This is a genomic window from Asanoa hainanensis, from assembly GCF_900188485.1.
Taxonomy (GTDB): domain Bacteria; phylum Actinomycetota; class Actinomycetes; order Mycobacteriales; family Micromonosporaceae; genus Asanoa; species Asanoa hainanensis.
In genome coordinates, this window is the sequence record NZ_FZPH01000001.1 from 748269 (window position 1) to 774130 (window position 25862).

Annotated in this window: 23 protein-coding genes; 5 read left to right on the forward strand and 18 right to left on the reverse strand. The window is 71.2% G+C overall.

What is annotated here, in order from left to right:
- Nucleotide 1: 1 nt before the first annotated feature.
- A complete protein-coding gene (gene arfA / locus CHC05_RS03490) occupies nt 2–1504 on the forward strand; it encodes an arabinosylfuranosidase ArfA (protein ID WP_089244511.1) in 1503 nt (500 codons plus the stop codon).
- 317 nt (nt 1505–1821) lie between these two features.
- Here arfA and CHC05_RS03495 read toward each other — a convergent pair whose 3' ends face one another.
- From CHC05_RS03495 to CHC05_RS03540, 11 genes are all read right to left on the reverse strand, one after another.
- On the reverse strand, nt 1822–2784 hold the full coding sequence (locus CHC05_RS03495; RefSeq protein ID WP_179266034.1) for a LysR family transcriptional regulator: 963 nt from the start codon (nt 2782–2784) through the stop codon (nt 1822–1824).
- A 141-nt stretch (nt 2785–2925) separates the two neighbouring features.
- Nucleotides 2926–3942 carry a LacI family DNA-binding transcriptional regulator gene (locus CHC05_RS03500; protein ID WP_425426702.1) on the reverse strand — a complete coding sequence of 339 codons (1017 nt, stop codon included), beginning with the start codon at nt 3940–3942 and terminating at the stop codon, nt 2926–2928.
- Nucleotides 3943–3972: 30 nt separating this feature from the next.
- Nucleotides 3973–4782, reverse strand: a complete 810-nt coding sequence (locus CHC05_RS03505) for an SDR family NAD(P)-dependent oxidoreductase (RefSeq protein ID WP_089244516.1) — start codon at nt 4780–4782, stop codon at nt 3973–3975.
- A gap of 19 nt (nt 4783–4801) precedes the next feature.
- Nucleotides 4802–4948 carry a hypothetical protein gene (locus CHC05_RS41280; protein WP_179266035.1) on the reverse strand — a complete coding sequence of 49 codons (147 nt, stop codon included), beginning with the start codon at nt 4946–4948 and terminating at the stop codon, nt 4802–4804.
- A 3-nt stretch (nt 4949–4951) separates the two neighbouring features.
- Nucleotides 4952–5380, reverse strand: coding sequence for a YbaB/EbfC family nucleoid-associated protein (locus tag CHC05_RS03510; protein ID WP_089244518.1), 429 nt, complete (start codon nt 5378–5380; stop codon nt 4952–4954).
- A 13-nt stretch (nt 5381–5393) separates the two neighbouring features.
- Entirely contained in the window at nt 5394–6068 is a 675-nt protein-coding gene (locus tag CHC05_RS03515) for a hypothetical protein (RefSeq protein ID WP_089244521.1), read from the reverse strand.
- 17 nt (nt 6069–6085) lie between these two features.
- Nucleotides 6086–6391 (reverse strand): hypothetical protein, encoded by a 306-nt coding sequence (locus CHC05_RS03520; RefSeq protein WP_089244523.1) that lies wholly within the window; start codon nt 6389–6391, stop codon nt 6086–6088.
- Between the two features lie 87 nt (nt 6392–6478).
- Nucleotides 6479–7165, reverse strand: a complete 687-nt coding sequence (locus CHC05_RS03525) for a hypothetical protein (RefSeq protein WP_089244525.1) — start codon at nt 7163–7165, stop codon at nt 6479–6481.
- A complete protein-coding gene (locus CHC05_RS03530; protein ID WP_089244751.1) occupies nt 7162–8352 on the reverse strand; it encodes an AAA family ATPase in 1191 nt (396 codons plus the stop codon). Before CHC05_RS03530 ends, CHC05_RS03525 begins: the two co-directional genes overlap by 4 nt.
- A gap of 128 nt (nt 8353–8480) precedes the next feature.
- Nucleotides 8481–10130 carry a RecQ family ATP-dependent DNA helicase gene (locus tag CHC05_RS03535; protein WP_089244527.1) on the reverse strand — a complete coding sequence of 550 codons (1650 nt, stop codon included), beginning with the start codon at nt 10128–10130 and terminating at the stop codon, nt 8481–8483.
- Between the two features lie 15 nt (nt 10131–10145).
- Entirely contained in the window at nt 10146–11534 is a 1389-nt protein-coding gene (locus CHC05_RS03540; RefSeq protein ID WP_179266036.1) for a short-chain fatty acyl-CoA regulator family protein, read from the reverse strand.
- A gap of 171 nt (nt 11535–11705) precedes the next feature.
- Between CHC05_RS03540 and aceA the strand changes: the two genes are divergently transcribed.
- The 3 genes from aceA (at nt 11706) to CHC05_RS03555 (ending at nt 15129) form a co-directional block, all read left to right on the forward strand.
- Nucleotides 11706–12971: an isocitrate lyase gene (aceA, locus tag CHC05_RS03545; RefSeq protein WP_089244531.1), complete on the forward strand. Its 1266-nt coding sequence runs from the start codon at nt 11706–11708 to the stop codon at nt 12969–12971.
- On the forward strand, nt 12971–14506 hold the full coding sequence (aceB, locus tag CHC05_RS03550; protein WP_089244533.1) for a malate synthase A: 1536 nt from the start codon (nt 12971–12973) through the stop codon (nt 14504–14506). The genes aceA and aceB overlap by 1 nt, the downstream gene beginning before the upstream one ends.
- Before the next feature lie 83 nt (nt 14507–14589).
- A complete protein-coding gene (locus CHC05_RS03555) occupies nt 14590–15129 on the forward strand; it encodes a hypothetical protein (protein WP_089244535.1) in 540 nt (179 codons plus the stop codon).
- Here CHC05_RS03555 and CHC05_RS03560 read toward each other — a convergent pair.
- Nucleotides 15110–15472, reverse strand: coding sequence for a hypothetical protein (locus tag CHC05_RS03560; protein WP_089244537.1), 363 nt, complete (start codon nt 15470–15472; stop codon nt 15110–15112). The genes CHC05_RS03555 and CHC05_RS03560 overlap by 20 nt on opposite strands.
- 40 nt (nt 15473–15512) lie before the next feature.
- Between CHC05_RS03560 and CHC05_RS03565 the strand changes: the two genes are divergently transcribed.
- Nucleotides 15513–16091, forward strand: a complete 579-nt coding sequence (locus CHC05_RS03565; RefSeq protein WP_089244539.1) for a cadmium resistance transporter — start codon at nt 15513–15515, stop codon at nt 16089–16091.
- Nucleotides 16092–16164: 73 nt separating this feature from the next.
- Here CHC05_RS03565 and CHC05_RS03570 read toward each other — a convergent pair whose 3' ends face one another.
- The 6 genes from CHC05_RS03570 to CHC05_RS03600 all read right to left on the reverse strand — a co-directional run bounded on the left by CHC05_RS03570 (nt 16165) and on the right by CHC05_RS03600 (nt 25735).
- Entirely contained in the window at nt 16165–17058 is an 894-nt protein-coding gene (locus tag CHC05_RS03570) for an aldo/keto reductase (protein ID WP_089244541.1), read from the reverse strand.
- Between the two features lie 79 nt (nt 17059–17137).
- On the reverse strand, nt 17138–17776 hold the full coding sequence (locus CHC05_RS03575; RefSeq protein ID WP_089244543.1) for a hypothetical protein: 639 nt from the start codon (nt 17774–17776) through the stop codon (nt 17138–17140).
- A 75-nt stretch (nt 17777–17851) separates the two neighbouring features.
- Nucleotides 17852–18877, reverse strand: a complete 1026-nt coding sequence (locus CHC05_RS03580) for a hypothetical protein (protein WP_144022464.1) — start codon at nt 18875–18877, stop codon at nt 17852–17854.
- 352 nt (nt 18878–19229) lie between these two features.
- A complete protein-coding gene (locus CHC05_RS03590) occupies nt 19230–22904 on the reverse strand; it encodes an ATP-dependent DNA helicase (protein WP_089244549.1) in 3675 nt (1224 codons plus the stop codon).
- A gap of 15 nt (nt 22905–22919) precedes the next feature.
- Complete coding sequence (locus tag CHC05_RS03595) at nt 22920–23276, reverse strand: hypothetical protein (RefSeq protein WP_089244551.1); 357 nt, start codon at nt 23274–23276, stop codon at nt 22920–22922.
- Nucleotides 23273–25735, reverse strand: a complete 2463-nt coding sequence (locus tag CHC05_RS03600) for an AAA family ATPase (RefSeq protein WP_089244553.1) — start codon at nt 25733–25735, stop codon at nt 23273–23275. Before CHC05_RS03600 ends, CHC05_RS03595 begins: the two co-directional genes overlap by 4 nt.
- Nucleotides 25736–25862: the final 127 nt, after the last annotated feature.

The window sequence follows — 25862 nt, forward strand, 5'->3', positions numbered from 1 at the left end:
TGTGCACTTCGCCTCGCTCACCGTCGATCCCGCGTTCCGTGTCGGCCCGGTCGATCCCCGCTTGTACGGCAGCTTCGTCGAGCATCTCGGCCGGTGCGTGTACGAGGGGATCTACGAGCCCGGCCATCCGACCGCGGACGCGCACGGCTTTCGCGGTGACGTCGCCGCGCTGACCCGGGAGCTCGGTGTGCCGATCGTGCGCTATCCGGGCGGCAACTTCGTGTCCGGCTACAACTGGGAGGACGGGATCGGGCCCGTCGCCTCCCGGCCGACGCGGATCGACCTGGCGTGGCGTTCCGTCGAGCCCAACCATGTCGGCGTCGACGAGTTCCAGCGGTGGGTGGGCTCCGTGGGCGCGTCGACGATGATGGCGGTCAACCTGGGCACGCGCGGTCTGGATGCCGCGCGCAATTTCGTCGAGTACTGCAACCACCCGTCGGGCACGTACTGGTCGGACCAGCGCCGTGCTCATGGTTCGCTTGATCCGTACGACATCAAGGTTTGGTGCCTCGGCAACGAGATGGACGGGCCGTGGCAGATCGGACACAAGACGGCTGAGGAATATGGACGGTTGGCGGCCGAGACCGGGAAAGCGATGCGGCTCGTCGACCCGTCGATCGAGCTGGTGGCGTGTGGCAGCTCGTCGCGCGCGATGCCGACGTTCGGGTCGTGGGAGGCGACGGTCCTGCGGGAGACCTACGAGGTGGCCGACTACGTGTCGATGCACGCCTACTACCAGGAGCGCGACGGTGATCGGGGCAGCTTCCTCGCCTCGGCGGTCGACATGGACGCGTTCATCGACGCGGTGATCGCGACGGCCGACCACGTGCGGGCAGTGGGGCGGCACCGCAAGCGGATCAACATCTCGTTCGACGAGTGGAACGTGTGGTACCAGACCAGATTCGTGGGCGAGAAGAACCTGTCGATCTCGCGTACGCCCAGGCTGATCGAGGACGTCTACTCGGTGACCGACGCGGTCGTGGTCGGCAACCTGCTGATCAGCCTGCTGCGGCACGCCGACCGGGTCAGAATCGGCTGCCAGGCCCAGCTCGTCAACGTGATCGGCCTGATCATGACGGAGCCGGGCGGTCCGGCGTGGCGCCAGAGCAGCTACCACCCGTTCGCGCTGACGTCCCGCTACGGCCGCGGCACGGTGCTGCGGTTGGAACCGCGCGGGCCCGTGTACGACACGGCCGCGCACGGTGAGGTCCCGGTGCTCGACGCGGTGGCGGTGCTGGCCGACGAGCCTTCGGGCGGGGTGACGGTGTTCGCGGTCAACCGCGACCAACACCAGGAGTTGACGCTCGACGTCGACGCCCGGTCGCTGCCGTCACTGACGTCGGCCTCTCACGTCACCCTGTCGGACGACGACCCGGACGCGGTCAACGACGCGACCCAACCGAACCGAGTCGTCCCGCGCCAACTCGACCCCCCGAAACTGGACGGCGGCCGCCTCCAGGCGGTCCTCCCACCCCTGTCGTGGAACATGCTCCGCCTGACCTGAGGCGAAAGGCTAGGACCGTTGTCAACGGTTTCCGTGTCGGAAGGGGCCGTTGTCAACGCAGGCCCGGCGCGCGGACCGCAGCGCTGCGCGGCTCGCGCGAGGCAGAGGAGTGACGCCGCGCGGTAACGCGTATCGCGGCGCAGCGCGGTGGCGCGAGGTGGCGCGGCGCTGCGCGGCCGCGCGAGATGGCACGGCGCTGCGCGGCCGCGAGATGGCGCGAGGTTGCGCGGTCGCGCGGGGCGGTGGCATGGGCCTGACGGCGCGGCGCGCCTCGGCCGGGTGTGGGGTTGACGAGAGGCCCCTGCTTCGCCTTGGTCCTAGCTGGCCAGGTCGACCTGGGGCGCGCGGGGGTCGCGCCAGCCCTGGCCGCGGGAGAGCTCGCGGGCGATCGCCACGAAGGCCTTGGCCTCGCGGGACGGGCGTTCGGCGCGCCACATCACCGACCACGGGTAGCGCGGCACCGCCGGCGCCAGGGGACGCCAGCGGGCGGGGGCCGCCAGCTCCGCGGTCGAGGCCGGGGCGCACATCAGGCAGCGGCCGCTGGCCACCAGGTCGACGGCCGCTCGGAGGTTCTGCACGGTGTCGCGGTGGGCGGCCGGCACGAAGCCTGCCGTGCGGCAGATCTCGCCCACGAACTCCGCCAGCTCCGGGGCGCGAGACTCGTCCGGCAGCAGCAACGGCTCACCGGCCAGCGCGGTGACCGGAACGACGGGTAGGCGGGCCAGGCGGTGGTCGTCGGCCACCAGTACGCCGAGCGGGTCGAGCCGGAACAGCTCCGAGGCGATCTGGGCCGGTGCCGCGCAGCTGCGGCCGATGCCGACGTCGAGGCGGCCGTCGGCGATCATCCGGCATTGTTCGGGCACGCCGACCTGCACCTGGTGGAGCTCCAACTCGGGGTGGCGGGCGCGCAGCGCGCGCAGGACCGGGCGGGCCGCCTCGTAGCCCTCGTCGAGCAGGCCCACCCGCAGCACCGGCGGGGTCGACGTCAGGCCCTGCGCTAGGCCGGCGGCGCGGTCGACGTGTTCGAGGATCTGCCGCGCCTCCAGCAGGAAGCGGGCGCCGGCCGGGGTCAGCTCGATGTGCCGGGTGGTGCGGTGCACGAGCAGCACGCCGAGGGTGCGCTCGAGCCGCTGGACCTGCTGGCTGAGCGCGGACTGGACGATGTGCTCGCGGGCGGCGGCGCGTCCGAAGTGGAGCTCCTCGGCGAGCGACACGAAATAGCGCAGCTGGCGCAGCTCGATGCGGGCCGCGGCGACGGCATCCGGGAGCGGTGGGGTCACGAGTCGACGTTGCAAGGCGGGGGATGCGCCCAACTCGGCCATGTCGGCGCGCCTCTCTCTTCCAATATGAACGTGAATGTTAACGCTAACATTACGTACACAAGAGATGTCAAGCGTGTGACGCCTTGATTCTGAAACGGTTCAGCGCTTCGAGCTCTGCCGGACCACGAGCTCGACCGGCACGACCGCCCGCCGTTCGAGGGGCCGACCGGCCGCGACCTGCTCGACCAGCAGCTCGATGCTGCGCCGCCCGACCGCGGTGAAGTCCTGCCGGACGGTGGTCAGTGGCGGCGTGAAGTACGCGGCCTCCGGCACGTCGTCGAACCCCGCGACCAGCACGTCGCCGGGCACCCGTACGCCGGCCTCGTGGAACGCCCGCAGCAACCCCAGCGCCATCTGGTCGTTGGCGACGAAGACCGCCTCCACGTCACCGCGATCCGCGAGGCGCCTTCCGGCGGTGTAGCCCGACGACGGGCTCCACGTGCCGCGCAGCGGCCGGTGGACCACGGCTCCGGCTTCGCGCAGCACGCTCCGCCAGCCGAGCACGCGGCCCTCCGCCTCGACCCAGTCCCCCGGGCCGGCGACGTGCCAGACCGTGGCGGCGCCCTGGTCGAGCAGGTGACGGGTGACCCGCCGCGCGCCCTCCTCCTGGTCGACGCTGACCGCGCCGAGCCCCGGCACCGCGCCGCCCTCGACCACCACCGCCGGCAGTTGACCGGCCAGGGCGCTGAGCACCTCGGCCGTGCCGGACAGCGGCGCGATCACGATGATGCCCTCGACGGCCTGCTTGGCGAGGCGGTCGAGGGCCGCCCGCACCGAGGTGGCGGTCAGCGCGGTCAGGCTGTCGATGGTGACCACGAACCCGGCGTCGCGAGCCGCCTGCTCGATGCCGAACAGGGTGCTGGCCGGGCCGTACAACGTGCTGTTGAACGTGATCACACCGAGCGTCTGCGAGCGCCGGGTGACCAGCGCACGCGCGGCGGAGTTCGGGCGGTAGCCGAGGTCCTCGATCGCCTTGCGCACGCGCTCGCGGGTCTCGGGGCGCACCAGCGGGTGGTCGTTGAGCACGCGGGAGACGGTCTGGTGGGACAGGCCGACCTGGCGGGCCACATCGGCCATCGTGGCGGGTCGGCGACGTCCTTCTGGCACTCGTCCCATGGTACGCGGGATGACCACATAGGACGCGCTTCACACTTGCCGTGGGTCGACGCCGATCGGTGCCAGCAGCTCGGCGGTGCGCTCGAGCAGGCCGTCCTGGACCGCCGGGTCCTCGGCCTCGGGGTTGGGGCGCGACGGCTCGCGCTCCTCGAAGTACCGCCCATTGATCTCGCCGGGCAGGGTGGCGACGTACTCGACGTTGGCGGCGCCGTGTTCGGGCGACTGGCCCTCGATCGAGAACATGCTGGCCAGCAGGCTGGAGCGGATGACGCCGGGGTGCATGCTCGCCGCCTCCGAGGTCGCGGCGTCGAGGCGGGCGGCCAGCCAGCAGGTGTACGTGACGATGGCCAGTTTCGACCGGGCGTACGCGGTGATGGCGGCATAGTTGCCGCGGGCCAGGCCGAGGTCGGTGAGGTCGAGGTGCTCGGTCGCGTGGGTCGCGGAGGCCATGTTGACGATCCGGCTGCCCCGGTCGCGCAGGCTCGTGCTCAGCATGACCGTCGACAGATAGTTGATCTGCAAGGTCGCCTCGATGCCGTCAGCGCTGAGCTCGCGGCGCGGGGTGCCCGGCCGGCCGGCGTTGTTGACCAGCAGGTCGACCCGGTCAGTGGCTTGCCGGACGTCGGCGGCGAGCCCGGCGATCTGGTCGAGGTGGTCGAAGTCGGCGGACAGGTAGGTCACCCGGCCGGGCAGGGTTTGGACGAAATCGGCCACCGCGGCGTGCGGTTGCGGGCCGTGCAGGACCAGGTGGCCGACCCGGCCCGCGAGCCGGACGGCCGTGGCGCGGCCGATGCCGTCAGTGGCTCCGGTCAGCACCACCGTGCGGTTGGCCAGCTCCACGAAACATCAAACTAGCCGCTCACGGACGCCAGGGTCGGCGTTTGGACGGTGGTTTCTCGTCGAACTTCCTGCGGCGGTAGCTGAAGAACGCGGCGATGCCGATGTAGAGGACGACGAGGACCACCAGCACGAGGACCGGATAGAGATAGATGGCCCAGTTGCTCATGGCCTAGCTCCGCGACTGCAGGCGGCTCACCGCGACGATCGCGTCGTTCATCGAGCGGGTCAGCTCGCTGAGCGTGTCGGTCATCGTGTGCTCCAGGCCGGCGGCGTTCTCGAGGACCTCCTCCGGTGACTCGGTGCCGAGCACTCCGGCCATCGCCAGATTGACGACCCGGGCGAGCTCGGCCTGGGCGCCGGCGAAGGCGGCCTTGATCTCGCTGGCCAACTCCTCGGGCGCCAGCCGCATCGCCGCCGGGTGGAGCTCGACGCCGTGCACCACCTGGTCGGCGCCGAGCACCAGGGTCACCAGACCGGACTCGGTGGCGTAGGTCGCTCGGGTCTCCTCCAGCGTGCGTTGCAGGTCGCCGAGGCCCCGCATGCGCTGCTCGGTCTCGCGGATCGAGCGGTCGAGATCTTCCAGCCGGGCGTTGTCCACGTGACTCCTCCGCTCAGACGCTCTTTGCCTCGAACACGCTCGGCTTCCGGTAGTCGATGCGCATCTGCTCCAACCGCGCGGGCTCGGGCACGATGTCGCCGGCCGAGTCGGTCAGCTTCAGGCCGACCACCGTCGCGGCGATCGCGGTGGCAGCCGCGGTGGCCAGCCCCACGAACAGGATCGTCGCCTTGCCGATGAAGAAATTGATCATCAGGCCGAGCTGCATCGTGATCGCCGTGGCCGGCGCGGCGGTGAACGGGTTGAGCCGCATCACCGCGAGGGCGAGCAGCGAGATCAGGACCGCGCCGAGAAAGGTCAGGATCGCGATGTACGTCGTGACGAACCCGGTGCCGGTGAGCACCAGCATGGAGCCGGCGTCGTCGGCGGCCTTCTTGAGCGCTTCGACCTCGTTCTTGAAGTTGACGATGGACGTCTCGAACGCGTCCTTGTCGTCGGCGATCCAGTCGTCGCCGCGCTCCATGGCCAGGTCGATCTGGGCGAGCATGCCGCTGAGCCGCTTGGAGACCTGGTCCCAGCCCTCGCTCTTGGCGTCGAACATGCCGAGCGGGTTCGAGGCCAGGCTGGCGGCCAGCACGACACCGAACGCGGCGGTCGGCGCCAGGCCCGCGCTGATCCGGAGCTTGGTCATGATCACGGCGTACAACAGTGCGCCCTCGACACCCGGCACGGTCAGCGTCCTCTCGATCAGTCGCGCACGACGACGGTGCTGGCGTTCTCGGCCTCGACCCACGCGACCCGGGCCCGCCCGAGCTCGGCGATGTAGTCGTCGACGGACGCCTTGACCGCCGCGAGCGAGTCGGCGAACCGGTCGCGGAACCCGGAGTAGGCGATGTCGAGCGGGATGCCCACGACCCCGAAGCCGGGAAAGCCCACCTCGGTGGCCGGAAGCTTCGCCTCGATCTCGGCAACCCCGTTGGGCCCGGCAGCGACCTGCTGCCGCAGGTGATCGGCGATGGCGTTGATCGCCTCGGACGAGATGTGCTTGGACATGGACCAGCGCCCCTCCCCTAAGCGGCGATGTCGCACCCACCGTACCGGTCCATCGGCGATCGTGAGACCCTGGTCACCGACGATTACTCATTGACCCGTGCGCGGCCGAGGAATATGCGAGCGACAGCACTCGTCGGCCTCGCGGCGAAACCTGGACCACGAGTCGTTCCGACCGACGGGTCGCTCGAGCCGCCCCATCTGCGCCGCGCGGGCAAAGACGTCGGGAGCATCTGTCTCGCGGTACTTCAGCCGCTCGGGTGTGCATTCCCGCATGAGTACACGTTTGGGATCGGCGATCATCCCGGTGTCGCGGTTGCGGTACTTCGCAGGCACCGACCAGCTAACTTTGTGGGCCGCCACGGCGTCCGGGAACAGGAGCAACCACGCTTCCATCTCCGCCACGGCAAGCACGTAATGTGCGCTGGAAAAGACCCCCAGGAGGGCGCCCTCGACTCTGGTGCGGACTGTCTCGTAGGTGTCGCCATGTGGCTGGTCGAAGTCCTCGTGCACGAAAACGCAGGCAATATCCGCACTTTCGCGGGCCGCACGGGCTTTCACCTTCTGGCGGAGTGTCGTCACCCGCGCTTTCAGGTTCTCGCTGCCGGCGTCACGCAACCGCACAGAGTCGCCAATCTCGACAATCCGGCCGCGGGTGTCCGGGCACAGATCCTCGAGGAGGACGCGGATGCTGGCGCGGTCGCTGCGGTCTTCACCGGCAAGCACGACGATCGGCTTGCGGGACGCCGCGATCTTGGTGCCTCCCCGCCGGTTCACAGGTCGCCGCCCAACGCGCCGGAGAACCACAGCGTGCCCAGTTCCAGACCTTCGCTTTCGTCCACTATCTCGGCCACCCGTTCGGTTGAAACCGCCGGGATCGCCGAGGAGCCGTCGTCGCGCCGCTCGCAGACAACCAACTCTTCCGGCTCGAGACGGTCGGCCAACGCGGGGCTGTGCGTGGCGATGAGGAACTGGGTGCGCTCACTGGCGTCACGCAAGCGCTCGACCAGCAGTTCGAGCGCTTGAGGGTGCAGGCCATGGTCGATCTCCTCGACGCACGTGAGCGAAGGTGGGCTCGGGTCATAGAGCAACGCGAGGAGTCCCAGCAGGCGGATCGTCCCGTACGAGGCATCGGCGAGTTCCGTAGGCCGCCGAAGTCCTCGCTCGTTCAGCACAACGATGACCTCTCGCGCCGCGCCTGAGGGATAGGCGAAGTCGATCCCGTCGAGCTGCGGAAGAACCTCCATCGCATCCGCAACGAGCCTTTCCCAGGCCGCTTGGTCTTGAATCTGAAGCCGCAGCAGAAAGCTCGCCAAGTTCGCCGCGTCGTCGTCGAGTGTCTCCAACTCGTTCCGAGGGAACCGGGAAGGGCGCCTGGCAGAGTCGACATTCACGTCGAACACACGGAACGAAGCGAGTCTGCGAGCCACCTGCGCGACCTCGGTGCCGCCCTTCTCGTCAGCGAGCCTGGGCAACGTCGAGAGACCACTACTGAGTGCGCTGATACCGATCTCGCGTTCACTGCCGCCGCGTCCAGTGTCGCTGACCGTCGCCCGCTGACCGGAAATCTGAATGCGGCGGCCGCGGCCCTGTGTGCGTTTGAACTGGAACGTCTCTCGCCTCGACAGCGTCGAGCGGTGGGACGACGACGACACCCGTAGCTCGTACTCGTCAGGCGCGTTTCGGCTGCTGTTGGTCGTCCACGTGGCAGTGAGCTTGATACGAACGGAAGTCGGCGTCTTCTCACCTCCCCAGAACCGAACCTCGTCGAATCCGCCGCGCAGGTCGAGTGCCGGCTGGAGGTCGGTCCTGATGACGTCGGCGAGGAAGCGGAAGACCTCCAGGAGGTTGGTCTTTCCCGCGCCGTTAGGCCCGACGAGAACGTTCAGCGGCCGCAGCGGCAGTGAGACCCGACGTAGGCTACGGAAGTTCTCGACCTCCAATCCAATCAGTCGCTTGTCCACGTACACGTCCTTACCCGGTCGAGAAGCCGACGATTACCCACTGTGCCTGATTAGACGCTGCGTGACTCTACTTTCGCCTGCGGCGGGAGTCGAGTCTTCCGGCCGGAGAACCTGCCAGGTCCGCGCGGTTAGTTCTCGACCGTGAGGATGCCGTTCTCCAGGACCGCCGGGGTCAGGTGGCGGTAGCCGACCGTGTCGAAGGCGACCGTCAGCTCGTGGTCGTCGCGGGACAGCAGCGTGCCCTCGCCCCACAGCTTGTGGCGTACCCGCGGCGCCGATGGGTCCGGCTGGTGGCGCCGGCCGACCTGGGCCTTCGACGGTTGGGCCCGCGCCGCCGCGGCGGCCTCGTCGTTGTCGCACGTGCCGCACGGTGGGTCGTAGTGCTCGCCGAAGTAGCCGAGCAGTTCGGCCCGCCGACAGCGGACTGTTTCCGCGAACTCGCGCGCCGCCTCGATCCGGGAGCGCAGGATCGACTGTTGGCGACCGCCCTCTTTGGACACCAGCGCGAACGTGTCCGGTGGCAGGCGGTCCGGGCGGACCAACCCGTCGCTGCCGTCCGGTTCCAGGAAGCCCAGGTCCTCGAGCTCCTGGATCACCCGCAGCACCTGTTGGCGGCTCACGCCGCTGGCGTCGACCACCGCCTTGACCGCGACCCGGCCCGGTGCCGCCTCGATCGCGTCGATGACCGCGTGCACCGTGTCCGGCGAGATCCGGGAGCGGGCCGCCAGCAGTCGCGGGATGCGGATGGTGCGCGGGTCGTAGACGACCACCGCGCGGGCCGGCTGGCCGTCGCGGCCGGCGCGGCCGATCTCCTGGTAGTACTCGTCCAGGCTGCCCGGCACACCGGCGTGCACGACCGAGCGTACGTCCGGCTTGTCGATGCCCATCCCGAACGCGCTCGTCGCCACCACCACGTCCAGCCGACCGGCCAGGAAGTCGTCCTGCACCTGGGATCGCCGCGCCGCCGGCAGCCCCGCGTGATAAGCCGCCGCCTTGTACGCGTCCAGCGACAACCGCTCCGCGAGCGCCTCGCACCGCGCGTGCGTCAACGCGTACACCAGGACCGGGGCGTCGTGGGCCAGCACCACCTCGACCGTGCGGTCGTCGATCGCCCGGTCCTCGGGCAGGTCGTGCCGCGTACGCCGGACCGCCAGGTGGATGTTGGGTCGGTCGAAGTCGGTGACCACGATCTTCGGCTCGCGCATGTTGAGCTCACGGGTGATGTCGGCCTGCACCGGCGGCGCCGCGGTCGCGGTCAGCGCCAGCATCGGTGGGCTGCCCAGCGACTCGCAGATCGACGGGAGCCGCAGGTACTCGGGCCGGAAGTCGCGTCCCCACTGACTGATCAGGTGGGCCTCGTCCAGCGCGAACAGCGTGACCCCCGACAGCGCGCCGATCGACTCCTCGTTGGCCAACTGCTCGGGGCCGACCATCACGAAGTCGATCTCCCCCGCGCGCAGGCCGTCGAGCGCCGCCGTGCGGTCGGCCTTGTGCATCGACGAGTTGAGCACCACCGCCCGCACCGGGTCACCGGACGGCTTGCGCCGGCGGGACAGCGAGGCGACCTGGTCGCGTTGCAGGGCGATCAGCGGTGACACCACCACCGTCAGCCCGCCCAGCACCAAACCGGCCACCTGGTAGATGGCGCTCTTGCCACTGCCTGTCGGCAGCACGGCGAGCGTGTCGCGGCCCGAGACGATCGACTCGGCGGCCGCGCGCTGCCCCGGCCGCAGGTCGAAACCGAACACCGCACGGGTGACCTGATCGACTGCCTCCATCAAACCGAGGCTAACTCAGCCCATCAGGGGGTACGGGATGAACGTGCTGCGATTCTCGTCGAGATCGAGTCGGCGGCCGATCGGGGCCGCGGCCCGTTGCGGGCAGGTCAGCCGCTCGCAGGTCTTGCAGCCGGGGCCGATCGGGGTGGCGCCGTCGACGGCGTCGAGGTCCATGCCGGCCGAGTAGACCAGCCGCCCCGCGTGCCGGATCTCGCAGCCGAGCCCGATCGCGAAGGCCTTGCCCGGCTGCCCGTAGCCGGCGTGCTGGTGGATCACGGTGCGGGCGATCCACAGATAGCGCTGGCCGTCGGGCATCGCGGCGATCTGGGTCATCACGCGGCCGGGCGCGTTGAACGCCTCGTAGACGTTCCAGAGTGGACACGTGCCGCCCGAGCGGGAGAACGGGAAGCCGGTCGCCGACTGGCGCTTGGACATGTTGCCGGCGCGGTCGACCCGCACGAACGAGAACGGCACCCCGCGCGCCTTGGGCCGCTGCAGCGTGGACAGCCGGTGGCAGACGCTCTCCCAGCCCATCCCGAAGTGCTCGGTCAGCAGGCCGATGTCGTAGCGCATCCGCTCGGCGGTCGCGAGGAACACCCCGTACGGCAGGATCAGCGCGGCCGCGAAGTAACTGGCCAACCCGACCCGCGTCAGAATCTGTGTCTGAACGTCGTCGAACTTCTCTTCCTCGATGATTTCGTCGATGATGTCGGCGTATTCCAACATGCCGATCTGGGCGCCCATCCGAATCGCCATTTGGCCCGGTCGCAATGACAGCGACAAATGCAACGTGCGGGTCTGGGGATGATAGCGGTGCAGGTCTCCGCCGAGCCGGTCGTGGTCTTCGCGGACGATCCGCACGCCGTGCCGGGTCGACAGCCGGTCGCGCAGCGCCTCGAGGATCTCGCCCCGCCGGGCGCTGAGGCGGCCGGCCAGCTCCTCGGCCGCCTCGTCGAGCGCGGGCACATAGTTCTGCTTCCGATAGAAGAAGTCGCTGACCTGGTCGTGCGGGCTGCGGCCGGCGACCAGGTCGCGGTCGCCGACCACCTCGGCGAGCTGGTCGTCGGTCTGCCGGTAGCGGCGGTAGAGGTCGATCACCGCCTCGGCCACGTCGGGCAGCTTGGTCGCGAGCTCGGTCAGGTCGTGCAGGCTGGCCCGGGTCGGCAGCGCCTCGCGCAGGTCGGCGACCAGCCGCGGCGTGTCGTGCGGCGCGAAGAAGGCCGGGTCGACCCCGAACACCTCGGTGATGCGCATGAGCACCGGAACGGTCAGCGGCCGCGTGTCGTGCTCGATCTGGTTGAGATAGCTCGGCGAGATGCCCAACTGGCGGGCGAGATCGATCTGGGAAACCGCGCGGTCCTCCCGCAACCGGCGCAGCCGTGCGCCCGCGAAAGTCTTGGCCACGCGCCTCACCTCCACCATGTGTCGCGATGTTAGCACGCTGCTAAGTAGTCATTCGCAACTTAGCAAAATGGCCGTGAGGACTTTTCAACAATTGGCTCGTTCCGTATCTCGCGCGCTCATTTCGCCCGTGCGACCGTGACCGCAGAGCCTTTTCGACTTAAGGAGTCGGCGATGACCATTTCGGCGGAGCAGTTGCGGCAGGAGTGGGCGACCGCGCCGCGGTGGCGTGGCGTGGAGCGCACCTACAGCGCGGACGACGTGGTCCGCCTGCGCGGGGCGATCCAGGAAGAGCACACGCTGGCCCGCCGAGGAGCCGAGCGGCTCTGGAGCCTGCTGCACGACGAGGACTACGTGCACGCGCTCGGCGCGCTCACCGGCAACCAGGCGGTGCAGATGGTGCGGGCGGGGCTCAAGGCCATCTACCTGTCCGGCTGGCAGGTCGCGGCCGACGCCAACCTGGCCGGCCAGACGTACCCGGACCAGAGCCTCTACCCGGCCAACTCGGTGCCCGCCGTGGTCCGCCGGATCAACAACGCCCTGCTGCGGGCCGCGCAGATCACGCACGCGGAGGGCAACGACGACATCGAGTGGCTCGCCCCGATCGTGGCCGACGCCGAGGCCGGTTTCGGTGGCGTGCTCAACGCGTACGAGCTGATGAGCGCGATGATCAACGCGGGCGCGGCCGGCGTGCACTGGGAGGACCAGCTCGCGTCCGAGAAGAAGTGCGGCCACCTCGGCGGCAAGGTGCTGATCCCCACCGGCCACCACATCCGCACGCTCGAAGCGGCCCGCCTCGCCGCCGACGTGGCCGGGGTGCCGAGCCTGATCGTGGCCCGCACCGACGCGCACGCCGCGAACCTGCTCACCACCGACATCGACGAGCGCGACCAGCGGTTCCTGACCGGCGAACGCACCGCCGAGGGCTTCTACCGCGTGCACGCGGGCATCGAGCCGTGCATCGCGCGCGGCCTGGCGTACGCGCCGCACAGCGATCTGATCTGGATGGAGACCAGCACTCCCGACCTGGAGGAGGCGCGGTCGTTCGCGGAGGCGATCAAGCAGCGCTATCCCGACCAGCTGCTGGCCTACAACTGCTCGCCGTCGTTCAACTGGCGCAAGCACCTCGACGACGCCACCATCGCCAAGTTCCAGCGCGAGCTGGGCCATATGGGGTACGCGTTCCAGTTCATCACCCTGGCCGGCTTCCACGCGCTCAACTACTCGATGTTCGACCTGGCGCGGGGGTACGCGGCCGACGGCATGCCGGCCTATGTGGAGCTGCAGGAGAAGGAGTTCGCCGCCGAGGAGCACGGCTACACCGCCGTCAAGCACCAGCGCGAGGTCGGCACCGGCTACTTCGACCTGATCAGCACGGTGCTCAACCCCGCCGCCGAGACGACCGCGCTGCGCGGCTCGACCGAAGAGGAGCAGTTCTGATGAGGATCGAGGTCATGGGCAACGGGTACGACGAGATCCTTGACCCGAAGGCGCTCGACTTCCTGGTCGCGTTGGACAGCGAGTTCGCCGGCCGCCGGGTGGCGCTCCTGGACACCCGGCGGGCCCGGCGGGCCCGGTACGCGGCCGGTCAGCTCCCGCACTTCTTGGCGGAGACGGCGCACATCCGCGAGGACGCCAGTTGGCGGGTCGCGCCGCCGGCACCGGGCCTGGTCGACCGGCGGGTGGAGATCACCGGGCCGCCCGACAAGAAGATGACGGTCAACGCGCTCAACTCCGGCGCGCGGGTCTGGCTCGCCGACTTCGAGGACGCGCTGGCGCCCACGTGGGACAACCTGATGGGCGGCCAGGCCAACCTGATCGCGGCGCTGGACGGTGAGCTCGACTTCGAGTCTTCCGGCAAGCGCTATGTGGTCGTCCCGGACCCCGCGACGATCGTGGTCCGCCCGCGGGGCTGGCACCTGGCCGAGAAGCACATCGTGGTCGACGGCCGGCCGATCTCGGCGAGCCTGGTCGACTTCGGGCTGCACTTCTTCCACTGCGCGCAGCGGCAGATCGACGCGGGCAAGGGCCCGTACTTCTACCTGCCGAAGCTGGAGAGCCACCGCGAGGCGCGGCTGTGGAACGACGTGTTCGTCTTCGCGCAGAACTATCTCGGTATCCCGCGGGGCACCATCCGGGCCACCGTGCTGATCGAGACGATCACCGCGGCGTTCGAGATGGACGAGATCCTCTGGGAGCTGCGCGAGCACGCGGCCGGTCTCAACGCCGGCCGCTGGGACTACATCTTCAGCATCATCAAGCAGTTCGGGCAGCGCGCCGACTTCGTCCTGCCGGACCGCGCGGACGTGACGATGACCGTGCCGTTCCTGCGGTCGTACACGGAGCTGCTCGTGAAGACCTGCCACAAGCGCGGCGCGCACGCGATCGGCGGCATGGCGGCGTTCATCCCGAGCCGCGACCCGGCGGTCAACGAGGTCGCGTTCGGCAAGGTCCGCGCCGACAAGGAGCGCGAGGCCGGCGACGGCTTCGACGGCTCGTGGGTGGCGCACCCGGGCCTGGTCTCCACGTGCTCGGACGCCTTCACCGCCGTGCTCGGCGACCGGCCGCACCAGCTCGACCGGCAGCGCTCCGAGGTGGCGGTCAGCGCCGACGACCTGCTCGCCGTCGACCTGACGCCGGGCGCGGTCACGGCCGAGGGGTTGCGGTCCAATGTGGCCGTCGCGCTGCGCTACTTCGACAGCTGGCTGCGCGGCACCGGTGCGGCGGCCATCTTCGACCTGATGGAAGACGCGGCCACGGCCGAGATCGCGCGTTGCCAGGTGTGGCAGTGGGTCCATCACCGGACCCCGCTGGCCGGCGGCGACGTGGTCACCGAAGACCTGGTGCGGTCCATCGTGGACGACGAGGAGGCCGGGCTGCGACCGGCGGCCGCACGGATCTTCCTGGAGACGGCGCTGGCCGAGGAACTGCCGGCCTTCTTCACGCCCGAGGCGTACGCCCGCTATCTCGTCTAGAGGCCGGCAACACCGGCGACAGTGCCCCCTGCGGAACACGGCAGCCGCAGGGGGCACTGTCGCGGGTTGATAGCGTGCGTGGCGTGGAACCGATGCTGGACCTCGACGTTCCGTCCGGTGAGGAGGTCCCGCGGCGCCGGTTCGGCGTGTCGCAACTCGCGGTGGCCGTGCTCGTCGCCATGACGGCGGCCGCCGTGGGGACGCATCTCGTCGAGGATCGTCGGCGCCAGATCGGAGAGCAGGCCACGGTGTCGCTGACCACCCTGGTCGCGCGGGCCGGGAGCGGTGGGAGCGACGGTCGGACGATGACGATCGAGGGCAGCGTCGCGGTCGCCAACAGCGGTCCGCTGCCGGTCGCCGTCGACGAGGTGCGCGGCGACGCCGGCGGGCTCACCTTCCTGTCGACGTCCACGGCGACCGTCCGGCCGGGAGTCGATTACGTCCTCGTGACGATCACGGCCGACTGTGCCCAAGGGTTTACCGACCCTGGGCAGGCCGTCCTGAAGGTGCGGACAGCGGACGGTCAGACCCGCGTCACGTCGTCAATGATGATCGTCCAAGGGACACCGTGGGCGACTAGCCACGAGCAGATCTGCCGCCCCGTCAGCCGGGCAGGGCCGTGAGCACCGCCTCGTCGAGCTCGGTCGGGTCGAGCCAGCGCTGGTACGAGGCGACGGCGGCGCCGTGGTCGGCCACCCGCAGGTAGACGGTGGTGGTCGCGCCCTTGCCGGCCGACCAGACGACCGCGATCTCGTGCTGCTCGTGCCGGCCGTCGACGACCGCGATCGGCAACGCGACCGCGGGCAGCCAGCCGACCTCCGCCGCGGACGGGCGCAGCTGCCAGCCGGCGCCGTCGGCCCAGGCGCGCAGCAGGTGCCAGCGGCGGGCGGCGGCACCCTTGCGCCAGGCCGCCACCGCGACACTCACCGCGACGGCCGCCACGAGCGCGAGCAGGGCAAAGGCCACGGATCCGAGAGTACGCGCCGCGTGGCGTAAGGTGCCTCGGGTGACGGATCTCGGGGGGACCGTGGCAGCGGCGGCCGGCGTCTTCGCCGGCACGAACATCGACGACCTGATCGTGCTCACCGTGCTGTTCCTGGCCGCCCGCACCGCCGGGAAGCCGCGGCCGTGGCAGATCTGGGCCGGCCAGTACGCGGGCATCGGAGCCCTCGTCGCCATCGCCGGCGCGGCGGCCCTGGGTTTGACGCTGCTGCCGGACCGGTGGGTGGGGCTGCTCGGGCTGATCCCGCTGGCGCTCGGGATTCGTGGGCTGGTCGCCGCGGTCCGCTCCCCCGGCGACGCGGCGCCGCCGGTCGCTTCCGGGCTCGTGTCCGTGGCCGCGGTCACGATGGCCAACGGCGCCGACAACATAGCCGTCTACACGCCGGTGTTCCGCACCATCGGGGTCGTCGACAGCCTGGTCACGATCGCGGTCTTCGCGGTACTGGTCGCGGTGTGGTGCCTGGCCGCGTCGTGGCTCGGCGGGCACCGGCGGGTGATCGCGGTCCTCGGCCGGTTCGGACACTGGCTGGTGCCGCTGGTCTTCATCACCATCGGCCTGGTGATCCTGTCGGGCCTGTTCTGACCCACGAGGTGGGGGGCCGGAGGGAGGCGACGCCTGGGTTCCGCCGCAGCCGGTCAGGACTTCGAGGCGGACCCTACGACCACGGCAGGGCCGCGCGATGCCGCCAGTACTCGTCGGGTGTCTCCGGATCCGGAAGCGGTCCCGGGTCGGTGACGTCCAGCGCCTGCAGGTTGCTGGCGAGTTGGCCGGTGGTGGCGGCGCCGGAGAGGACCACGTCGACCCACGGCTGGGCGAGGGCGTGGGCGAGCACGTCGGCGTCCCGGTCGGCGAGGCGGCCGTTGGACACGGCCTCCTTGATGATCACGTGTCGGCCTTCGTCGTGGGCTTCCTTCAGGGCTGGGCCGGCGGACGGGTCGAGCGGGTTCCAGGTGGCCTGGAAGCAGTGGAACAGCGGCGTGCCGTCGACCTCGAGCTCCAGGGCCGCCCGGATCGCGTCGGCCTGGCGCGGGCCGCTGGTCGACACGCCGAGGGTCACCCCGCGGGAGCCGAGGTCGGCGAGGTGGCGATGGAGCTCGCGGTCGGTGAGCGCGGTGCTCTCCGGCGTGAGCGAGTGGATCTGGTAGAGGTCGAGCCGCGTGCCGAGCAGCGCGAGCGTCTCGGCCACCTGCCGGTCGAACGTCTTGACGCTGTGGTCCTTGGTCTCGTGCACCTTGGCGTCGACCCGCCAGCCGGCCACATAGGTGTAGCCCCACTTCGACCCGACCACGACGTCGTCACGGCCGTCGAGCCAGCTGGCCAGGAACTCCTCGGCGCGACCGTACGAGCGCGCGGCGTCGAAGTAGCGCATTCCGGCGGCGTACGCGGCGTCGAGCACCTCGTGGGTCCGCCGCCGCATCGCGTCGACCGTCCGCTCGGCGGGCAGGTCCCGGTCCCGCCCGAGGTTGATGTAGCCAGGACGGCCGAGAGCGGCGAGCCCGAGCCCGAGCCGGTGCACCGGCACCGTCAGATCCAGTCGATCAAAACCCACCCAGACAGCATGCACCCTGACCAGCCGGCATCGGCCGGAACCCACCCGGCGCACACTCCCTAAGGCATCCTAGGATGAATCAGGTGAGCCCAGCGTGGAAGCGCAGCACGCCAGCGGTACGGAGGGTGGGCGCGGCCCGGTCGAGCAGGGCGGCGAGCTCCGCACGCTGCGCGGCGGTCGGCATCCGGTAGGCGGTCGCCGCCTGGGACAGCCATCCGTCGACGTCCACCCGCGCCACCTGGCGCAGCTGCTCGTCGGGGTCGTCGAGCAGACGCAGATCGGCGATCAGCCGCGACCAGGCACCCCGCGCGGCGGCGAGCCGGTAGCCGGCGAACCGCACATGCCTCGGCTGCTCTGGTGCCAGCAACCGCTCCGCCAGACCGGCGTCGAGCGTCGCCGCGTCCGCCAACAGCACGGCGACCGCGTTCTTGACGACGGCGCTCGACGGGTCCGTCAACAGCGCGACGGCGGCGTCGGTCGGCAGGCCGCCGAGGCGGCGCAGGGCCCGCAGGGCCGCCACGCGGCCGCGCGCGCTCGGGTGGGCCAGGTGGACGCGCAGCACGGGAGCGTCGGCCGGACCTCCGGTCTCACCGAGACCGGCCACCGCACCCGGCGACGTGGTCGCGCCGGCGAGCGGGCCACCGGAATGCCCGGCGGCACCGCCACCAGACACCACCGCCGCACCCGGCGACGCGGTCGTGCCCGAGAGCACGCCCACGGAACGCCCAGCGACATCGCCGCCATACAACACGCCCGCACCCGACGACGCCGTCGCACCCGAGAGCAGACCCCCTTAATACCCGGCGGCACCGCCGCCAGACACCACCGCCGCACCCGACCCGGTCGTGCCCGAGAGCGGACCCCCGGAAAGCCCGCCGGCACCGCCGCTGGACACCGCTGCGGCGCCCCGCGGTGGTGTCGCGGTGAGCAGGCGTCGGTAGTGCTCGGCGGGGTCGCCGCCGGCGGCGCGGACCGCGTCCTGGGCGACGGCCCCGACGATCGGGTGCCGGTCGGGCAGCGCGCCGATCGCCGCCTCCGTGTCTCCCCAGGCCGCCAGGGCGGTCAGTGCTTCCGCCCGGACCAGGGCGGTCCGGCTGGCCGCCAACCGGCGCAGGGTGGCGAGGCTCCGGGCGTGTGCCACGGCGGCCCGGGCCGCCAGGACGCGGATCGGCTGGTCCTGGTCCTTGGTGGCCGCCCTGACGAGGTGGTCGGCGTCGAGCAGCTCGCGGTCGATCGCAGTGCGGTAGGCGATCCGCCGGACGCGGGAATCCTCGCTGCGCAGCAGCGGCTCGAGCCGGTCCGCGGTCAGGCCCGAGACGTGCGTGTCGATCCGCTCGGCCAGCCAGCCACCGTTGAATCGCCCGCGGGTCAGGGTCGCGGTGGTCGCCAGCGTGAGCAGCGACGGCTCGCCGGCCGTCGACAGCAGCGTCTCGACCTCGCGTCGGGCCCGGGTGCGTACCTGCGGTACCCAGTCGCCGGTGCGGATCGCCAGCACGGTCGTCGCGGCCGGGCCGCCCAGGGCGGCCAACCGCGCCAGCATCGCCTCCCGGATCCGACCGTCCGCGTGGCAGCCCGCCAGGACCACGTCCAGGGCGTCGCAGGCACCGCGCGCGACCCGCGTGATGATCGGCCAGGACGAGTAGGACCCCCAGGACCAGTGCGACCGCAGCGACTCGTCGAACCCCAACCACCAACCGGCGTCGGCCTCGTTGAGGGTGCGCAGGGCGTCGGCGCGCGCGGCGGCGCGACCAGAGGCCGGCAGCTCCAACAGACGCTGCGCCAGCTCGCTCGTCCCCGCCGTCCTGCCCAGACGCGACACGCGCCCTCCCCCGCTCGAACCGCCGCCATTCTGCGCCACGGCCCGCGACCGCCGCGACCGAGATACGCGCAGCCCACGGCCGGTGGTCTGGGTCAACGAGCCCCGAACCGGAGCAACTGGTCCAGGCGATCCACGCCGTCGTGCGGGGTGACGCGCTCATCGACCCGGCCGTCACCGGCCGGCTGCTCGCCACGCTCGCGAGGAGCGGCGGCGCTCCGGCCGAGCCGCTCGCCGCCCCCACCGACCGCAAGGAGGACGTGCCGGGCCGGGTCGCGCGAGGCAGGACGAACGCCGAGCGGTCGCAGCCCGGCGCCCAGGCCCTTCCCGGTCGAGGAGGAAGTCGAATCGTCCCTCACTCGACCATTTCGCGGATCATGGCTACCTGGCGGTCCAGCGCCTGCGAGTCGAGGACACCGTTGTCTTCCGCGGACGTGAAGAGGTTCGTGCCGAGGGTGAAGCCGTTCTCCTCGTACCACCGTTGGCGGCGCTCCCAGGACGCGCGATAGCCCGGGCGGTCCAGCATCCCGAGGTGTTCCCACACGATCGGGTCGCCGGCCGGGTCGACGATGGTGAAGTCGGGATGGATCGTACCGGTGTGGCCCCGCAGTGGGTGCTCGTAGAGATAGGGCACCCGCGCCGCGCGCAGCAGGTTGGCGATGATGACCTCGCTCTTCGAGCGGACCAGTTCGCCACCCGCGGTGCGGTGGACGAGGTGTTCCGCGAACGGGACGTCCGGGTCGAGGCGGCGGACTCCCCCGACGAACAGGTTGGTGTTCCGGCGGGCCGTCTCGCTGCGGCCCGGGCGGGTCAGCTCCCGGAGCGTCGTGACGTCCTGACCTTGCACCAGCAGCACCAGGCGTTCCTGCGCCCGCGTCAGCGCCGTGTAGACCAGCTCGCGCGAGAGCAGCCTGCTCTCCTCGGGCACGACCACGAGGACCGTGCGGAACTCGCTTCCCTGTGCCTTGTGGACGGTCAACGCGTACGCCAGCTCCAGGTCCACCTTCTCGGCGTTGCTCGACGCGATCCGGAAGTTGAAGTGTCGCTGTTTGCGGTCGGCGAACGCCACCCTGGCCCAGGGCCTCTTCTGCCTGGCCAGCAGTCCGACCTCGCCGTTCGCGAGATAGTCCCTGATCTTGACACCTTGCGCCCAGTCGTACCCGTCGCGCATGCCGTTGCGGAGCAGCATGACCTTGTCCCGGACGACGATCTCCTCCGGGCCGTAGCTCACGCCGTAATGGGTGCGTGAGGCGGCCAGGTCCGCCGCACGGAAGTGCCGTTGGAGAAAGCGATTCAGCTCGTACGTGCCCAACTCGCGCATCCGCACGGGCGAGAGCACCTGGAATCGCTCGGCGCCGGAATGGTCGTCGAAGGGAACCCAGCCTTCGGCCGTCAGCCCCAGCGCTTTGGCGTACCCGGCGCTGTCGTCGGGTCCGGTCATCCCGAGCGCCTGCGCGAGCTCGTCCAGCAGGCGGGCGTGCAGCTCCGCCGGGGTCTGCCAGAAGACGAGACGGACGTCCGAGTCGGCGCCGCCGGCCCCCGCCGCCGAGCCCGTGCCGTCGGCGTTGGCCGCGAGCTCGCCGATCACCGACTCCGCGTCGACCTGCTGCGACTCGTTGGTGAACAGCGACGCCAGGCGCAGGATGTCGGACGGGCGCTCCCCCTTCGTGCGCAGCTCCACGGTGAGCCGCGCGAGGGCGTCGGCACGCGCCGAAGCGGACAGGTGCGCGACCAGGTCGGCGAACGGGCGGCCGACGCCGATCGGCGGCAGCTGGCTCGGGTCACCGACGAGGATCAGGCGCCGCACGTGCATCTGGTCGAGCGCCTCGAGCAGCGCCGCGAGCTGGTCCTCGGTCAGCATCGACGCCTCGTCGACGACGACGGTGCGTTCCTGGGCGTACTTCTCCGCGCCCTCGAACAGCACCCGCTGCCGCGTGCCGTCGTATCGCTTGAGCTTGTGGAGGAACTGCGCCACGTTGAGGGCCTTGGCGTTGGTCTTGTGCGCGAGTCGGACGGTCGCCTTGCCCGTCGGCGCCAGCAGGAGGACCCCTTCGGCGTTGAGCTTCGCCGAGGCGAGCAGGGCGCCCACGACGCTCGTCTTGCCGGTGCCGGCCGGGCCGACGAGGACGGCGAGCTTGCGAGTGGTGATCTGTTCGAGGGCCTCGGCCTGCTCGTCGAGGGCGCGGGCGTGGCGCTCGTTCGTCGCGTCCACGGTGCCGCCGCCGGCGGTGATCGCCGTGACGAGCAGGTCCCGCCACCGCTCGCCCAGGCTCGGCAAGGAGCGGCCGGCCCGGGCGTCGAGCACGCGGGCCAGCGTGCGGCCGCGCTCGGCGAGCTCCCGGAGCTGCAGGCACGCGGGTCCACCCTCGGCGACCCGCACGAGCCGCAGGGTCGGGTGGTCGGCTCCGACGTGACCGGCGATCCAGTCGCTGGACACGACCACGGGCGGGCTGAGCGCGAGGTCGGCGATCCGGCTGAGCACCTCGTCGACCCGCAGCAGCGCGTCACCCTCGGCCGCTGCCTCGCGCAGGAGCGTGACGACGGTCGCCGCGACGCGCCGCTCGTCGCCCGCCGAGTCGACGTGGCTGGGTGGCGGGAGCGGGGCGCGGACCGCGACGGTCGGGTCGGGCAGCAGCCCGCGGTCCACCGTCGGGAGGGACACCGGCAGGTCGACGCCGTCGCCCAGGTCGACCTCGGCCACCAGGTACGGGTTGCGCAGCAGGTCCGCGTCGGAGATGGGCCGGGTGGTGGCGTCGTCGCGGAGGCCCGGTTCGAGCCAACGCTTGGCGGCCGCCGTGGTCAGGGCGAACCGGCTCAGCAGCTTGACCAGGTCACGCCGCGGCTCCGGCAGCGCGGTCCAGGTCTTGCGGGCGGCGGCCAGGTCGGGCTCGTACACCCGATTCGGTGGCGTTCCGACGCCGCGCAGCAGGGCGTCCAGGAGCGGCCACGGGTCCGCCGCGGGTGCGAGGCTGCCGTCGCGGCGCAGGTCCAGGAGCAGGGAGGTGGCGAGGCGCAGGCCGAGCGCTTCGAGCACGGCGCCGGCGCCGGGGAACGCGCCCCGGTCCAGCCAGGTCTCCGCGATTCGGGCGTTGAGCCATTCCTCCCGGTCGGCCCACGGCCCGGTCGCGACTCCGTGCCGGATGACCGCGCGGACGGCGGTCAGCGCGCGCTCCAATGTGGTCAGTGCGACGTCGGGGCCGATGACCTCGCTGCCGTAGGAGAACCCGGCGATCTGGGCGCTCTCCGGAAAGACGGCGATCTCCCCCAGCAGCTCCCGGCGGCGCGCGTCCTCGGCGGGATCTCCCGTCGCCGCGAGGTACGCGTGGTACGGGAGCAGTAGGCCGTCGGCGCCCTCCGGTCTGATCGAGTGGCTGACCATCCGCTCCCACAACGGAAACGTCGGCGATCCGGCGGGCGCCTCGTGGTCGATGATCCCGCTGAGCTTCGTGATCCGGCCGATGCCGACCACCAGCCGGTTGATGTGGTCGCCGAGCGGGTGGCCGGACTTGGTGTAGAAGAGCACCAGCGAACCGTCGGGCGATATCTGCCGGAAGCACGCGTCGCTCAGCTCGCGCTGGCGAGCGGCCGCGAACACCCAGGGCGAGGGGAACGGTGGCTCCTGGTCCGGCGAGAGCGCTTCGGGCAGCCGTTCCTCGATGGTGGCCGACCGCGAGCGCAGCATCCACGCGAACGGCGTGGCGAACGTGGTGTATTCCGGAACCTTCAGCACCGTCGGCAGCAGGTGGCCGTGCGTCGCCTGGGTCTTGGGAATGCTGGTGTACGGGTGCCGGAACTCCCTGATCCAGGGCGTCGGGTTCATGAAACCACCTGACTCGCCCGCGCAGGGCGGCAGGCCGGACGGACCGAGGACGTCGAACGTGCGGCTCGCCTTCGCCAGCTCGTGCGCGTCGTCGCGTGACTCGCGGATCCGCGGCAGGTCGAGACAGTAGGGGTTGGCCGTCGGGTGCGCGCACACCGTGCCGTTCCATGCGCTGTCATGCCATGCGGTGCGGATGGTCAGATGCTGCATGGTTTCTCCAGGGGTCTACGAGGAGCGCAGGTGCGTCAACAACGTCGTGACGTTCTCGTGCCAGCCGCGCAGCTCCGCGACGGTCGGCGCCAGTTCGTAGGTGTGGTGGTGCATCGCCCGCGACAGGCCGTGCCAGGCCGTGCGGGCCGTCGCGGCCGCCGCGGCGCCGGCGAAGGTGGGCAGTACCAGCAACTGGTGACGCATGACCCGGTCGGCGACCGACGGCGCGACCCGGTCCCAGTAGTCCCGGAGCCCCTGTTCGAGCGCGAGGCGGGTCAGACAGGCGGAGCCGCGCTGCCAGCAACGCCGCATGCTGGCCGGCGGGCGGACGAGCAGTTCGCCGGCGGCGTCGAGATAGCCCTGTGGCGTCATGACCGGCTCAGCCTCCCCACCACTGCCCGGGCGTCGGCCACCAGCGCCGCGAGGTCGCCGTAGGAGTCACCGTGTGCGCCGCGGTTGGCGAAGCCCACCACCCGCGGGGCCGCCGGGTGGAGCTTCTCCAGCGGGTCCCGCAGCTCCTTGAAACGTCGATGGTCCGACAGCAGCGCGAGCGCCAGGGTCGGCGACAGGCCCTGCGCGTCGTTGAGGGCCTGCTCGGTCTCCGCGATCGGCCGCCCGGCCTTGAAGTCCCGGGTGCGGATCAGCTCGTGGCAGGTGTATTCGAGAGCGTCGCGGACGAGGTTGCAGACCACCGGGCGGCGCACCGCGTCGGTCATCTCCTCGTCGCGTGCGACGACCATCGCGTCGTCGAGGTAGCGCCGCGCGGGATCGCCGTGCGCGTCACCGGCGACGGTGACCTGGGACTGGGCCAGGCGGCTGACGATCCGGACCCGGGCCTGGAGCTGCAGGTGCCGCACCGCGGCCGGGAGGCGGTCGTCGTGGGTGAAGACGATGACCTGCCGATGGCGGGCCACCTGGTCCAGGACCCTGGCGAGGCCGTACACCTTGGCCGGGTCCATGGACTGCACCGGGTCGTCGATGACCAGGAAGCGGAACGGGCTCTCGGGCATGGTGGCGCGGGGCAGGAAGAGCGCGAGGGCCAGCGAGTGCAGCTCACCCTGGCTCATCACCCCCAACGCCGCACCGGGTACGCCGTCCACGTTGACCGACAGGTCCACCCGCCGGCTGTTGCCGGTGCCGGCGAGCTGGATCGAGCCCAGGTCCACATTGCTCTCCTGGCGCAACGTGTTCCAGATCTCGGTCGCCTCGGCGGCCACCGGTGCGAGCTTGTCGTTTCGGATCTGGCCGCCGACCCGCTGCAGCCAGGTGACCGCCGCCTTCAGCGCCGTGAGCATCCGCGCCGCCTGCCGGCTGGACCGCTCGGTGTCGATCCACGCGCGGAGCTGGTCGGCCAGCGGCTGCCAGGCCGCGTGCCGACGGTCGAGCGCCCGCCGGGCCGCGGCCTTGACCGGCAGCAGGGCGGCGACGAGCGCGTCGAAGGTGTCGAGCGCGGTCTCGGCGATCTTGCGGGCGTCGCCGGCGCCGATCAGGTCGTCCCAGTGCTGCCAGGCGAGCCGGGCGTCGGCCGACTCCACCCCGTCGGCCCCAAGGTCCACGCCGAGTGCCGGCGGCAACGGCGCCAGCCACCCGCCCAGCGCACGACGGGCGTCCGACTCGGTCTCGTGCGCCTCGTCGAGCCGCTCCGCGCGCTCCGTCAGGCCGCGCAGCCGCGCCTGTGCCTCGGCGGCCCATTCGTCGTCCAGGGTGCGACCCCCGCACACCGGACAGGGCTGGCCCGGGTGGCCGGCGCGATGACGCAACGCGTCGCCGAGGAGCTTGGCGAGCGCCCAAGCCTCGTCCACCGACGTACCCGCCAGCTCGTCGATCTCCCGCAGCGCACCGCGGAGCCGCTCCACCAGCCGCACCAGATCGTCGCGGTCGGGCAGGTCGAGCACGTCGAGCTGGCGCAGCGGCACGCTGGTCGTGGCGTCGGCGGGCTCGTCGGTGGTGGCCAGCGTCCCGAGCTGGTCGAGGTCGGCGACCCGGCCGGCGAGCGCCTCTTCGGCGGCGCGGGCGCGCGGGTCGGTGTGCCGCGCGAGCGCGTCCCGCAGCTCCGGAAGCCGGGCAGCCGCGAGCTTGCGCCGGTCGTCCATCGCCCGGCGGGCGCTCTTGAGCGACGTCTCGATCTCCACGAGCCGGCCGAGGCCCAGGATGCGGTGCAGGGAGTCGTGCATCTCGCTGGGCCGGCCGCTGAGCAGACCACCGAGCTCCGCGTACGAGAGGAACGGGCGGTAGAGCTCCAACGGCTGCGCCCAGCCGAGGTCGGCGACCGACTGCCGCTTCTCGCCGGCGACCTGGAGAAACACCGTGCGCTCGTCGAGGCCGGCGCCGGGCGCCCAGTCGCACCGCACGGCGGCGCCGTTGCGCTGGCCCTCGACGCCGAGCCGCACGTGGATGCGCGGGCTCTCGGTGGCGTGCAGGTTGCGCCAACCGTCCTTCCAGACCGACGTGCGGCCGGACCACCGCTTGTTCTCGCCGGTCAGGGCGAGCTCGGCGGCCTCGGCGAAGCTGGACTTTCCCGATCCATTGCGTCCGGTCACGATGGTCAGTCCGGGGCCCGGCACGAGGTTGAGGGTGGCGGTGGGTCCGATGCCGCGGAACCCGGTCACCTCGATGCTTTCCAGGTAGGTCCCGATCGGCTCGGCGGTCTCCCGCTCGCTCGGCGCGGGTGCCGGCCGGCGCACGTCCGCGCCGCCGAGCACCGAGGACAGCTCCTCGTCGCCGAACACGGCGGCGATGACCAGGTCCTTGGCGGCCTCGGCCAGGTCGGCGTGGTCGAGGTGGTCGAAAATGAGCCGATCGACGGTGTCGTCCTGCGGGTCGACGGTCATGGGTGCCTCCTCTCGGAGGATGGATGGCGACACGGTGAACCCGCCCGGGCCGATGTCGGCCGGGCGTGCGGTCAAGCGAATGGGGTGGCGCGCCCGGGCAGGGAAACCCGGACCGGAAGCATGGGCG

Coding starts and splice junctions, on each gene's coding strand:
- CHC05_RS03500 (WP_425426702.1), bottom strand. CDS start 3,942: ATGGGACGAGTGCCAGAAGGACGTCGCCGACCCGCCACGATGGCCGAT.
- CHC05_RS41280 (WP_179266035.1), bottom strand. CDS start 4,948: ATGAGCAACTGGGCCATCTATCTCTATCCGGTCCTCGTGCTGGTGGTC.
- CHC05_RS03520 (WP_089244523.1), bottom strand. CDS start 6,391: ATGTCCAAGCACATCTCGTCCGAGGCGATCAACGCCATCGCCGATCAC.
- CHC05_RS03535 (WP_089244527.1), bottom strand. CDS start 10,130: ATGGAGGCAGTCGATCAGGTCACCCGTGCGGTGTTCGGTTTCGACCTG.
- aceA (WP_089244531.1), top strand. CDS start 11,706: ATGACCATTTCGGCGGAGCAGTTGCGGCAGGAGTGGGCGACCGCGCCG.
- aceB (WP_089244533.1), top strand. CDS start 12,971: ATGAGGATCGAGGTCATGGGCAACGGGTACGACGAGATCCTTGACCCG.
- CHC05_RS03590 (WP_089244549.1), bottom strand. CDS start 22,904: ATGCAGCATCTGACCATCCGCACCGCATGGCATGACAGCGCATGGAAC.
- CHC05_RS03595 (WP_089244551.1), bottom strand. CDS start 23,276: ATGACGCCACAGGGCTATCTCGACGCCGCCGGCGAACTGCTCGTCCGC.
- CHC05_RS03600 (WP_089244553.1), bottom strand. CDS start 25,735: ATGACCGTCGACCCGCAGGACGACACCGTCGATCGGCTCATTTTCGAC.